Genomic DNA, 14,288 nt, shown 5'->3' on the forward strand with positions numbered 1-14,288 from the left:
TAATTGAAATATTTAAATACAGATTGACATACACATGATTAAACTATTAAAGACTATATTTTTTCTTTTTTTACTGAATAATTCCTTGTTAGCACAAGATCCTGTTTTAGTTACCGATTTTTATGAAGGCCTTGAGGATGCATTCCAAAGTGATGAATATAGCTATTCATCTGTTCAAGTAGGCAACAAGATTTTTCTACCCGTCACTACTGAAGAAACGGGAGAGGAAATAGGGATCATTGAAAATAATGAAATCAAAGTTGTGAAGGACATTCTAGAAGGAAGTGAATCTTCTGACATTAAAGAATTAACCGTGTACAATGATAAGGTATATTTTGCAGCGAAGGATGGCTCTGGTGGAAGTGGACTTTGGGAAACAGATGGAACGGAAGAAGGTACAGAAATGATTTTCAAAATAGATGGGAATTCTAATAGTCCAATTGGCTTAATAGTTTCTAAGTCTAATGTGCTGTACTACACCTACGCGGGGAATTTATATAGTTATGATGGGACAGAAAATAAAAAATTAAGAAACGGTGTAAACTTTGTAAGTGACTTTGCTACAGCATCAAATCTATATTGTCTGTACGGTGATGATATTGCTTTCTTAGAAGAGTCTGGTCCTTTTGGTGATAACATCCAACTTGTGATTCTTAAGGATGGACAGTTCAAAGAAGTTGGTGAAATCGTTGATCCTGCATTTTTTTCCAAGCCATTTGGTTTAAATCCAGTTTCTAATGGGCTTGTTTTCGTTATCAGTGGAGACTCAGAGGAATCAGCAACATATAAGTACTTAGATGGAAACTTCAGTTTTTCAAAATTAAAAACCGATGGCAGTACAGCTCCATTTGATAGATTAGAAAACGTTTCTGATAAAGTTAGTGTAGGATTAATTAGAGAGAAAGGATACTATGCGATAAATGGTGTAGCTGGAGAAGAATATCTAATTCGCGAGACAACAGAGGTATCCACAACTCAAGGTTTTGGATTTGAAAAAGCTAATTATGGTGATAAATTTATCATTCAATTGCCAGAAGGAGGCTTTTTTAATGGGAGTAATAACATTATTTATTCGGACGGAACAGCTGAAGGATCTAAGGTGTTAATTGAAATGGGAGAATACAATTCTAATATCGTTACTAATAATCAGTTCGCATACGTTGCGAAAGATATTTCTAATGGATTCGAACCGGTTTTATATGAAATCAATATGGATGATGGATCGTATAAATTGTTGAAAGAATTCGAAGAACGTTCCTTAAATTTAAACTCCATCTATATTCTAGGTGTAGTAGATAATAACTTGTATTACATTAGCAACCTTGATCCTCAGTTAGGGAGAGAACTTTATTATCTACCATTAGGACCTCCTAGTTCAATATCTTCGATGAAAAGTAATCAATTAGATGTTCGTTTTGAAGGGAATGGGATCACTATAAATTCTTCGAGTGCTGTATCTGCTTCGGTTAATATTTTCAATTTAGATGGCAAATTGATTCAATCAATGGACTTGACTACAAACCTTCGTCATGACATCAGTCAGTTAAAAGGAGCGTTTGTTTTTCAAGTAATCCTAGACGGCCGAATTGGGAGTTACAAGCATATTATTCATTAAGTCTTTGAATCTAAAGAAACATTTATAATCGGAGATTAAGTTTTATATCATTCTTAGCTTTAATATTGACCTATGTAAATTTAATGTTAACTTTAGGTTTAATTAATGTTAATAAATAATAAGAATGACAAATACAAAGAAACTCAAAAAGAGCATTAAATCTTTAAAGTCGAAGTTAAAGAAAGAGCAAAGCAAACTGAAAAAAGCTAAAAAAACAAAATCTTCTTCGAAGCCAAAGTCTAAAGCGACAAAGTCTAAAAAAGTAAAGTCGAAGAAAGGCGGCAAGAAGAAAGCAAAATAGAAATAAAAAAGCCAGAATATTTATTCTGGCTTTTTTTATTGAACGCTGTAAACCTACATATACTTATAATTCCTTAACCCTTAATACCCTTGGAGATTAGTAAATGTATTCTTTAATCTGCTTTAGATTGTAAATAACCCGATTGCTCAAATTTGAAAATATCAGAATCCGTTCTTACTGTTTTAAGAATTTCTTCCATATCTTTTATGATCTCTGGGTGTTCTGAAGCAACATTATTTTTTTCACCAATATCTTTGGATAAATCGTATAATTCTAAAGGCTTCTCAGGATCTCTTAGCACATTATACTTTACCGCTTTCCAGTCTCCTTTTCTGATTGCTTGACGGCCGCCTTTTTCGTGGAATTCCCAATATAAATATTCGTGTTCTGCTTGTTCTGTTCCAGTTAATGTAGGCAAGAACGAAATTCCATCTATGTCTTCTTTGTTATCATAACCTGCTATTTCCGCGAAAGTAGGGAAGACATCCCAGAACGCAGAAACATGGTCTGATGTTGATTTAGCTTCCACATGTCCCGGCCATTTAACGATCATAGGAACTCTGATTCCACCTTCATATAGATCTCTTTTGCTTCCTTTAAGCGGGCCGTTACTGTCAAAGTATTTTGGATCTGCGCCACCTTCTGTGTGCGGGCCGTTATCAGAAGTGAAAATGATAATGGTATTATCTGCGATACCCAACTTTTCCACCTTGTCCATGATTTCTCCTACTTGAGTATCTAATAAATCGATCATTGCAGCAAATGCTGTATGTGTTTCTTCCTGTGATTCATATGGTCCTGTGCGGTAGGAAGGGCCGCTATCTGTTCCAATGTATTTTTTTTCTGGCAAGAATTTTCCACGATATTTTTCCATAAATTCCTCGGGTGCTGCTAATTCAGCATGAGGAATGATAGATGCTACGAATAAGAAGAAAGGATTATCCTTGTTGTCTTCTATAAATTTTAATGTCTGATCATGGATAAGTGCTGGAGCGTATTCATTTTTTTGTTTACCAGCATTTCCTTTCAGGCTTATAGAATCTCTGTCAGACCATAGATGATATGGATAATAATGATGCCCTAATCTTTGGCAATTATAGCCGTAGAACCGATCGAAACCTTGGTTCATTGGATCTCCTTCTGATCTTGGGAATCCAAGGCCCCATTTTCCGAATGCTCCCGTTGTATATCCTACTTTCTTAAGCATTTCAGGAAGTAAGAAGGTGGAGTCAGGAATTGGATATTGGCCTTCTGGCATAATTTCTTTATTGCCTCTCACATAGGTGTGTCCAGTATGCAGTCCAGTCATTAATGCCGATCTAGAAGGCGCACATACGGTACTTCCAGAATAATGCTGTGTAAATAACATGCCCTGACTTGCTAGTCGATCGATATTAGGAGTAGTAAATTTTTCCTGTCCGTAGCAGCTTAAGTCACCATATCCTAGATCATCTGCTAAGATGTAGATGATATTAGGTTGATTAAGTTTTAAACTCACATTATTGTCTGAATTATTATGAGCACTATTTGCTGTGTTATTACAAGCAATAAAGAAGCAAGAACATACTGCAGTTAGGATTAAAAAGCTTATTCTTTTCATAAAGTGTTTTGTACGAGGTAAAAAATGGCAAGAACTCTTAAAATAACAGTTATAAAGCCCCGTTGTAAATTTAAGAGCACTTGCCAGTTGACAAAAATATAGAAATCTCACTTTCTTTTATCTGTATCCATTATTCGTTGGATCGGAATCCAGTAAATTAGGATTTAATTCTATTTCAGCTAGTGGAATCGGCCAGTGTATATGATGCGGTTTAATATTTGACGCTGGATTGTTCCAAGCACGCTGTTCAGTAGTTTGAATGGTTTCTACCAATATGCCCCACCTGATCAAGTCCATCTTTCTATGTCCCTCTGCACTTAACTCATATTTTCTTTCATTTCGGAGTGCAATATTAAATTGATCCTTACTCATTCCGGACCAAGGTTTGTCTGGTTCGAAAGCTCTCGCTCTTACTGCATTCACATAGCTATATGCTCCTTCTGGACCATTCAAGTTGTTTTCTGCTTCAGCAGCCATCAGGTAAGTATCCGCCAATCTGAAAACGATGTAATTTTCTGGGTGATTTCCACGTAATGAGTGTTCTTGATCAAGGTTCCAGTTTTTTCTAAAGTATGGATGAGTTAATTGGAAACCTAAATGTTCCGTTACAATCGTCGCATCATATCTCATATCTCCATCTTCCCAGTTTTCTTGTCTAGCGATTTCTGGAAGTGGAACAGACCATCCATAACCGGTCATGTCTTCATTTTGTTCTTTTAACAAGGCTTGGAATAACTCGAGGTTAGAAGGTGTGCCATCTCCTCCTGGTCTTGCATTTCTATTCGCTGGTTCATCTCTGATTCTTGGATTGTAATCATCAGTTCTTTTTGATTGAAAATTGCCATTCACGGCATTAGAAGTGAAATCTACAGCCCATATGTGTTCATCATTGTATTGATTAGCAGGATCTGATTGATCGAAAACATCAGCATAATGATCTAAAAGAACATGAGGTGAATTGTTTATTACATCATCACAAGCAGCTTTGGTCTGCGCCCATTCTTCATCAAGAATATGGAATTTCGCTTTTAACATGGCAGCAGCCCACTTCGTAGGTCTCCCAAGATCAGAACCTGAATAAGAAACTGGTAGCAGAGAATATGCTCGTTCTAGATCAGTTTTCATATCGGATTTGATTAAGTTTTGATCAGTTCTACCGATTACCGATAATTCTTCTACAGAAAGTAATTCTCTGAAGTAAGGAACATCCCCCCATATATTGGTTAAGTGGTAGTAAGCCAAGGACCTTAAGAATAAGATTTCACCTACAGCTTGTTTTTGTACACCATCAGAAATTTTATCATTTCCATCTATTGAATTTAAAAAAAGACTTGAATTTCTAGCTAAGGAATACAGAACAGACCAAGTTCCATTGCCATCTGCAACACCTTCTGCCACATAGTAATTAAATATAGTTCCGTTTACATTTCGACTAGGACCATTTTCGTCCGTTCCATTTTGATAGAAATTATCTAATCCTCTAGTCGTGTAAGTATTAGTGCTATGAAGAAGATTATATAAGCCATTAACTGCTAGTTGTGCCTCTCCATCATTATTGAAGAAGTTGTCTGTAGTGATACCAGATCTAAAGTCTTCTTCTAGAAACTTGTCGCATCCAGCTATGGAGAAACCTAGAATAAACAGTATGATTATTGATTTTATATTTTTCATTTTTTTCAATTTAGATTTTTTAGAATTTTGCATTGACGCCCATTGTGAAAGATCTTGCGTAGGGATATTGTCCCGTCGCAACTCCTTGCTCTAATGAAGATCCGTAATTACTTACTTCCGGGTCACCTAAGGTGAAATTTGTCAATAAGAATAGGTTGTTTCCAGTTACATATACTTGCAAGCTTTGGAAAACGCTACTTGCTCCTCTGCCTATCATAGGGAAGTCATATCCTAAGGTCAATGCTTTAAGTCTCAGGTGAGAGCCATCTTCTATACCCAAAGTACTATTCGGATTGAATAAACTAGTAGAAGTACCTGCTCTTCCGATATCCGATGTTTCGTTTACACCTTGAATCCATCGATCGAGCACTGCTGGAAAAATATTCTGATCACCTCTACCGAATAAGTGTGTTTGGTTTCTTCCATTGTAAATGTCATTGCCATATACACCTTGAAGAAATACATCAAGAGATAATCCTTTATAGCTAAAGGTATTTCTAAACCCTCCATAGAACGTTGGTTCAGGACTTCCGATGACGACAAAGTCTTCACTATTGATTACACCATTTCCATCAACATCAACATATCTAGGACTTCCTAAGAATGACTTGCCTTTCGTCCCATCTTCATCTATTTCAGCTGTTGTTTTATAAGTGCCAAGGTAGGTTGCTCCGACAAAAACTGGCACACCGTATCCTGGAATTAATCGCACTCCGTTTCCTCCCTGATTCGTAGGTTGTCTAAGATTGATAAACTCATCTCCGCCTAATTCTAACACAACATTTCTATTCCCTGATAATGTCAATTGGCTTTCCCACTTGAAATCGCCTTTAGCAAGATTAAAAGATCTGAGGCTGAATTCTAAGCCTCTATTTTGGATAGAACCAATGTTCTGCAATTGCGTACCACCCGCTGTATTAGGAAGTGGCTTAGAAAGAAGCAAGTCTTTCGTTGTTTTCTGATACCAATCTAGCTCCATAATGATTCTATCTTGGAAAAGACCTAATTCAAGACCTAAATCTATTTGCTCTGTGGTCTCCCAACTTAAATCTTTACTCGGTAATGAACCAATTAAGACTCCATTTACTAAGGTTTCATTAAAGTAAGTATTCGTATTGTTAAACTTGGCAATAGAATTATAGACACCTACACCTTGCTGGCCAACTTGTCCAATACTACCTCTGAATTTCAATCTGTTAATGGCATTGTTTCCACTAAGAAATGATTCTTCATGTATGTTCCAAGCAAATCCAACTGAAGGAAAGAAAGCATATTTGTTTCCATCTTCGAAAACAGATGAACCATCTCTTCTAGCTGCAAAAGTTAATAAGTATTTGCTATTAAAACTATAGTTAATCCTTGCGAATGAAGATACAAATGTTCGTTGTGAATAACCTGACCCTATACTAAAGGTTTCAGGATCAGATCCGAAACTTAGGTTGTTAAATTGTACAACATCATTCGGATATCCAGTAGCATTTGCACTAAATGATTCTGTCTTATTTTTCTGAAATGAAAATCCACCTAAGATGTCCAGTTTGTGAGTTGGCCCAAGCGGGATTTTATAACTAATTGTATTTTCATTTAATAGACTCTGGTAGTCAGAATAGGCAATAGATGCATATCCACCTGAACCAGATAAAATCCTTTCTGGTAGCGCGCCAGGTAAGTAGTCATTGTTTTTAGTCTTATCTAATTGTGTTCCTACATTTGTTTTAAGTAATAAACCTTCTAATGGTTCGAAAGACAAGTAAGCATTTCCTGTAATATTATTAGATAAGGTATGATCTACTCTTAGATCTATATCTGCAATAGGATTTCTTTGGCTACCGGAAGTAATAGGATTCGTACCTGTGTAATTACCGTCTTCATCATACACCGTCCTAACCGGTAGAACACCTCCTATTATAAAACCATAGTCAGTTTTGCTATTTTCTCTTCGGTAATTAGCAACATTTAGACGGATTCCAGTCTTTAGTTTTTTGTTAATATTGACATCAAAATTAGACCTGAATTGATAACGTTCTATTCCGCTTCCCTGAATGATACCTTCTTGATCGAATCTGTTAAAGGAAAGATAGTAATTTGTGTTTTGGCTATTACCAGCGATGGATAGATCCGTGTTGATTGCTGTTCCGGTTTGAGTTATTAAGTCTAACCAATCAGTGTTCGCAGCACTTGAAGGATCTTCTATAGCAAGTGGGAGGGAAGTATCTGTAAAGCCATATCCCTCTGGACCTGGAACAAACTGACCAGACTCATTTATGTAATCTGCATATCCTTCACCACCTAATATTTCCACTGGATTAGCAACATTCTGAGTAGAATAATATTGGTTAAAGGAAATTTGAGGTTTCCCTGTTTTTACTCCAGAACCGTTTTTCGTAGTAATAATAATGACTCCAGCAGCTCCTCTTGTACCATAGATGGCTAGCGCGGTAGCATCTTTCAGTATCTCGATACTTTCTACATCATTCGCATTTATATTATTAAGATCGAAACCAGACCCAGAAACAAATCCATCGATTACAAATAGAGGATTATTTTCTCCATTAATGGAATTAGTTCCTCGAATTCGAATGGTTGCTGCAGCACCTGGGGCACCATTTTGTGAAGTAACTTCTACACCACTGGCTCGACCTTGTAAAGATTGGTCAAGTCTTACAACTGGCTGGTTTTTTAATTGATCACCTTTAATAGAAGAGACACTTGAAACTAAATCTTTCTTAGCAGTAACACCATATCCGATGACAACTACCTCATCAAGGACTTCCGTGTTTTCTTCAAGTATTATGGAAAGTTGTGTCTGTGTGCCTATTACAACTTCTTGGTCACTGTAACCGATGTAAGAAAAAACAAGGGTCTGATCTTCGCTAGCGGCTATATTAAAAGAGCCATCTATATCAGTTGTTGTTCCCACATTTGTCCCTTTGATAATAATGGTCGCTCCGATAATGGGTTCGTCATTTGCACTTGTGACTTTCCCTGAAATCTCGGACTGAGCATTTGAGACAAAAGCGTTAAAACAGATAATTGCGAGTACAAATATCCAGTTTTTAATTTTGTTTTGCATAATTGTAAGAGTTTTGGATTTGAAATTTAATTCCATGATTAACAATAAGTATCACATTATTATATGGCAAATTTACCTACGGCATAATTAAATTTTGTCTCAATCTTTGTATAAAAATGTTGCAAATGAGATTTTATATGCACTATTTCTTTGAAACACGAACTAATGATGCCATTTTTATGGGGTGATCAGGAAGGAGCCTTATAAAGTAATGTAAGATTGGATTTTAAGTCAAAACGAATTTTATTTGCTCGTGGGAGGAATTTCAATTACATGGCATTTCTACAAAAAAATGATATTTAAGGAATAAAAATAACGGATGCGAATTATTAAATGTGGTGTTCTAATTTTTGTATTGTTGTTTATTTACTGTGGCAGCAATGCACAGAAAAGTAGCATTAGCATTTCAGATTTTGATTATCCTGGATTTCCATATCATCAATCGATCGTTTGTGTTTTCGAAGATTCAGAAGGATTATTATGGATAGGGACTAATTCAGGTCTTTACCAATATGATGGAAATAAAGTCAGGCATTTTCAGTATGATGTTTTTGACCCAACCAGCATTCCTAATAATTCGGTTAAGCACATTTATGAAGACCGAGAAAAAAATCTTTGGATAGGGACTGAAAGTTACTTAGTCAGGTATTCTAGAAGAAAAGATGCATTCTATAGTTATTTTAAAGGACAGGTTTTTTCGTTCCTAGAAATCAGTAGTTATGGTAATATTCAAGCTGTGAGTCAAAGAAGTGTGCTGCTGGATATTAAATCTGAATCGCTGCTAGATCATATAGAAGTTGATACTTTATTCAATGCTAAAAAGCTTAGCGGAGAGAAGCTACTCATTAATGAAGTTAAAACCGATGAATTTGATCGCATATGGGTTGCCACTAATAGAGGATTGTTCTTTTTAGATCAGTCGAAATTGAAATCAGTGGGACTTGACTTTTCAGTTGATCATATATTGATGTCATCAGATCAATTAATGTGGCTGTGCTCAGAGGATCAGTTGTATAAGGTTTCATATACTAATTCTTCCCATGAAATCAATGTGCTTAAGAAATTTGACCTATCCGAAAATGACCAAGATGGATTAAGTCAGATTTCAGCTATTCTAGAAAGAAAGGATAATAGTATATGGGTTAGTTCGAATAAAGGACTTTTCAGAAGTGTTATAACGAATGGGCAATTTCGGTTTGAAAAGTTAGACTTGAATATCGGTAGCACTCCTATTAACTGCTTTGTTGAAGACCAAAATGGTAATTTATGGATCGGGACGCAAAAAGGGCTGAAGAAATATGTCCGAAATGCTTCAGTGTTTAATATGGTAGCTTTAGAGCATTTTGATCCAAGTTTGCATGATGCTAATGTTTCATCTCTTTATTACGATGACCAAGATAATCTATGGATAGCCCTGTACTTAGATAAAATTTCAAAATTTAATACTATATCAAAGAAGAGCTTGGCGACGTATCCAGTAGATGATATCGTCTATAAAATAAAACCTAGTTTGCAGAAAGGGAAGTATTGGACAATTTCAGATATGGCCATTGGTCAGATAGATAATACTTCGAATGATCAACCAGAAATCACAACATTTAGCCCGCTGGGTCATAGAGTAGATGATTTTCTAGAAATAAATTCTGATGAATTTTGGATTGGGTTTTGGGGTGTGGGAATTCAGATTAAAGATGACTTGAAGGCCATTTCAGAATTCAAGAAAGAGGTCGTTGAAAAAACGAAGGGGGCTTACATCAGTTTTACATATCGGGATAAAAAGGGAATAATTTGGGTAGGAACGCGTGGTAAAGGACTTTATCAAGTTAATGTCGAAAAGAAAGAAATTACCCAATTTCTTCCTGACTTAGAGATCGGCATTACCTCTAATGCCTTCTTGAGTTATTGTGAAGATTTTTATGGTGATATGTGGTTCGGGACAAGAGGTGGCGGACTAATATACTACGAGCGAGAGAAGAATGTTTTTACATCATATACTGTTAAAGAGGGGATGCCTTCTAACACGGTTTCTTCTTTAGAACAAGATCATAGGAATAATATTTGGATGAGCACGCAGAATGGGATTGCTCGGCTCTCCTTCGATGATAAGTCTATTGCTAGTTTCGGAAATATAAATGGTCTAGAAGTTACACAATTCAACTTTAATTCAAGTACGAAGTCTATTGATAGTGAGAAGATTTACTTTGGATTTAGAGGTGGTTTTTATGAGATTATATGTGATAATTATGTAGAAAACACTCTCGTTCCTATTACTAGAATTAGTTCGTTAAAAATTTACGGAAATGAATCCCAGCGCAACCAGAAAGAATTTGATTTTGCTTCTGATAGTGAGCAAGAAGAGATAAGCCTACCTTATAATCAAAATGATATATCGATAGAATTTTCTTCCTCGGATCTTAGTGCTCCCGCTAAAAATCTATATGCATACCAATTAGAAGGTGTTAATAATTACTGGATTTTTCCAACAGATAATACACATAAAGCAGATTATTTTGATCTGAGTCCAGGCGAGTATACATTTAAAGTAAAAAGTACGAATAGTGATGGTCTCTGGAATGATGTTCCTACTACATTGAAGATTAAAATTACACCACCATTTTGGTTAAGCTGGTGGGCTTGTGTTTTTTACGTGCTGTGTGGAATTGGTCTATTATATGGTTTTTATATTGCCTATCGGAGATGGTATACCCTGAAAAAGAACTTACTGAAAACAAGGGTTTCCAGAGAAAAAGATAATCAGTTTCATAATATGAGGATGGTATTTTTTACAGATATCGCACATGAGCTGAGAACACCACTTACGCTTATCCTAAGTTCAATGGAACACTTTATTTCTAAGAATAAAGGAGACGGAAATCATAAGAATAGATCTAGAATATTTAATAATGCAAACAAAATGAAGCATCTGATTAATCAGATAATGGATATCAGAAAGCACAGTGAGGGAGAATTCAAACTTCAAGTTAAAAAATGCAATGCAGTTCAAGTGATCAAGACCATTCAAGCTAATTTTTCTGACCTTGCACGAATTAATAAAGTTGCCTTGACCTTTCATGCCGATAAGGAGGAGATTGTTTCTTTTATTGATTTAGCAATTCTTGAGAAAATCGTTAATAATATATTGTCAAATGCATTAAAACATACTCCGGCAAATGGAAAAATTGAGATTCATCTATCTGAAGTAAAAATTGACCTGGAAAATTTGCCTTCTCCTGAATTAAAAGAAGGAAGATATCTGAGATGTATTGTAAGAGATTCTGGCGTGGGAATGAATGAGGTTGATTTGCAACATATTTTCAATCGGTACTACCAAGCTAAAGATGAGCCAGTCGCTCAAATGAAAGGCACCGGAATAGGGATGGAATTGGTAAGTAAATTAGTGAGATTGCATCTTGGACATATAAAAGCGGACAGTCGAGTTAATGAATTTACAGAATTTACCATTTGGTTACCGGCAGATCGAGATTTGTATCCTTTGCATCAAGTGTCTAAAGAGGAAGAAATAGAAGATTATGAAATTGAAATGCTGAAGTCTGCGACTTCCATTGCTTTGCCCGTTGTTGAGCCGGAATCAGTGTTGAAAAAAGTAAATCAACAAGGGAAGATCTTAATCGTCGATGATAATGAAGAATTTCAGAATATGATAAAAGAGCAGTTGGAAATGGATCATTTAATTATCACTGCGATTAACGGTCTTGATGCAATGAAGGTTGCAAGCGAACAGCGCCCTGATCTAATCATATGTGATATTTATATGCCTGAGGAAGATGGGATTTCGTTTTTGAAAAAAATAAAAAAGAATGATGACCTGAGCCATATTCCAGTGATCATGTTGTCAGCTAATATTGACGAAAAGACGAAAAAAGAAAGTATTCAGTGCGGCGCGGAAGACTTCATAGAAAAGCCTTTCAGTCTTGAGTTTCTGAAATGGAAAATAAGTAATACGTTAAGTTATCAGAAATCTATGATGGAAATCTATAGTAAAAAGATAACTGCGGAACCAAGTAAAGTCGAAATAGAATCACCTGATGAGCGACTTTTAAAAGATGTTATTGAAATTATTGAAAAGAATATTGCAAATACGAATCTAAGTGTAGAGTTCCTTTCATCTGAAGTAGGCATGAGTAGAGCTAATTTGTACAGGAAAATTCAGAAATTAATGAATGATACGCCGGTTAATCTGATAAAAAAAATGAGATTAAAGCGGGCTAAACAAATTATAGAACTTAACAAATTCTATATTGTGGAGGTAGCTGAAATGACTGGCTTTAAAAGCCAACGTTACTTTAGTACTTGTTTTCAGAAGGAATATAATATCACACCGATGGCCTACAATAAGCAGTTTGTGCAGGAAAATGAAGTTGTTGGTGCTGAGCATGAAGTCATTGAATAAGAATAAACACCGATGAAATTTAGAAAGATTGAATTTGTTTTTAACCTACTGATCATATCCATATTTGCTATTGCTTGTAGCCCGAAAATGTTGTCTGAAAAGCCATCGTCTTCGCCAAATGTGGTGCTCATTGTAGTAGATGATCTAGGATGGAAAGACCTCGCTTTTATGGGGAGTAAATACTATGACACTCCGAACTTGGATAAACTAGCAGAGGAAGGTATGGTATTTTCTAATGCATATGCTTCGGCAGCGAATTGTGCACCGAGTAGGGCATGTATGATTTCTGGACTGCAATCTCCCAAGCATGGTGTTTATACGGTAAGTCCGTCTGATCGTGGAAATGCAAAAACAAGAAAAGTAATCCCAATTAAAAATACCAAGCATCTGAAAGAAGATCAGTTTACGATGATGGATATGTTTAAATCAGAGGGATATGTCACGGGTAGTTTTGGGAAGTGGCATGTGGGAGATGATCCACTGAAACAGGGAGTTGATGTCAATGTTGGTGGTAATGGTAGAGGAAATCCAGGAGGCGGTGGATACTTCTCACCGTATATCATAGAAAATATCGAAAATGGGCCTGATGGTGAATATTTGACAGATCGATTAACGACAGAGGCGGTTCAATTTATAGAGGACAATCAGGCTAATCCATTTTTTCTGTATATGCCATTTTATACGGTTCATACGCCGATCATGGCGAAAGAAGATTTGCTTAAGAAATTTCAAAATAAGGAAGGTAGTAATGGACAGTCTAATCCTAAATTTGCGGCCATGGTTTATTCCATGGATCAGAATGTAGGTCGATTAATGGATAAGTTGAAGGAGTTAGAACTTGAAGAAAATACTCTAATTGTTTTCACATCGGATAATGGCGGTATCAGAGCCATTTCAAGCCAGACACCTCTTCGTGCTGGAAAGGGCTCTTATTATGAAGGTGGCATTAGAGTGCCGTTAGTTGCGAAGTGGCCTAATAAAATCAAAGCGGGAAGTGAAAATGAAACAAGAGTTACGAATCTTGATTTTTTTCCAACATTTCAGTCTATTCTTCAATCTCAGAATGGTCCTGAAGTCTTTGATGGAAATGATATTTCACCATTGTTTTTTGGTAAACAGATAGAGACTAGAGATTTGTTTTGGCACTTTCCGATTTACTTACAAGCATATAATAAGAAGTTAGACGATGGTAGAGATCCACTTTTTCGGACAAGACCAGGAACGGTAATTATTTCAGGTGACTGGAAGTTGCATTATTATTATGAGGATAAGACTTTAGAGCTTTATAATTTGAAAGAGGATATAGGAGAGAGGAATAACTTGGCTCTGATAGAGCCAGAAAAGGCGGAGGAGTTATTGGGGAAAATGGAAGAGTGGAAGGAGCGGATGAATGCTCCAGAACCTACCGAAGTAAATCCTGTATATAATGCGGATTTTGAGAAGAAATTAATTGATGAAGTCTCGCACTGATTCCTGTATAAGAAATAAGCCTCCCACTGAAGTATGAGGTCCATTGGGAGAATGAATCTCGAGGATAATTCCTGAATAAGAAATTTACAATAGAGACTAGGAAACTATAGGAACTTGGGTTTTAACCCGAGAAAAAAGACTCATACT

General features: G+C 36.0%; 7 protein-coding genes. 4 read left to right on the forward strand and 3 right to left on the reverse strand.

Annotated elements, in window-relative coordinates:
• The first annotated feature begins 34 nt into the window (after positions 1-34).
• On the forward strand, positions 35-1,615 hold the full coding sequence (locus L2586_RS16100; protein ID WP_235293956.1) for a hypothetical protein: 1,581 nt from the start codon (positions 35-37) through the stop codon (positions 1,613-1,615).
• A gap of 124 nt (positions 1,616-1,739) precedes the next feature.
• Positions 1,740-1,916 carry a hypothetical protein gene (locus tag L2586_RS16105; protein ID WP_235293957.1) on the forward strand — a complete coding sequence of 59 codons (177 nt, stop codon included), beginning with the start codon at positions 1,740-1,742 and terminating at the stop codon, positions 1,914-1,916.
• Between the two features lie 112 nt (positions 1,917-2,028).
• On the opposite strand, the gene L2586_RS16110 is transcribed toward L2586_RS16105, so the two are convergent.
• The 3 genes from L2586_RS16110 to L2586_RS16120 form a co-directional block, all read right to left on the reverse strand.
• Positions 2,029-3,516, reverse strand: coding sequence for an arylsulfatase (locus L2586_RS16110; protein ID WP_235293958.1), 1,488 nt, complete (start codon positions 3,514-3,516; stop codon positions 2,029-2,031).
• Positions 3,517-3,633: 117 nt separating this feature from the next.
• Complete coding sequence (locus L2586_RS16115; RefSeq protein ID WP_235293959.1) at positions 3,634-5,187, reverse strand: RagB/SusD family nutrient uptake outer membrane protein; 1,554 nt, start codon at positions 5,185-5,187, stop codon at positions 3,634-3,636.
• Between the two features lie 19 nt (positions 5,188-5,206).
• Entirely contained in the window at positions 5,207-8,260 is a 3,054-nt protein-coding gene (locus L2586_RS16120; RefSeq protein WP_235293960.1) for a SusC/RagA family TonB-linked outer membrane protein, read from the reverse strand.
• Positions 8,261-8,579: 319 nt separating this feature from the next.
• Between L2586_RS16120 and L2586_RS16125 the strand changes: the two genes are divergently transcribed.
• Positions 8,580-12,671: a hybrid sensor histidine kinase/response regulator transcription factor gene (locus L2586_RS16125; protein WP_235293961.1), complete on the forward strand. Its 4,092-nt coding sequence runs from the start codon at positions 8,580-8,582 to the stop codon at positions 12,669-12,671.
• A gap of 12 nt (positions 12,672-12,683) precedes the next feature.
• Positions 12,684-14,141, forward strand: a complete 1,458-nt coding sequence (locus L2586_RS16130) for a sulfatase (protein ID WP_235293962.1) — start codon at positions 12,684-12,686, stop codon at positions 14,139-14,141.
• Positions 14,142-14,288: the final 147 nt, after the last annotated feature.

Source organism: Portibacter lacus, assembly GCF_021533215.1.
Lineage (GTDB): Bacteria > Bacteroidota > Bacteroidia > Chitinophagales > Saprospiraceae > Portibacter > Portibacter lacus.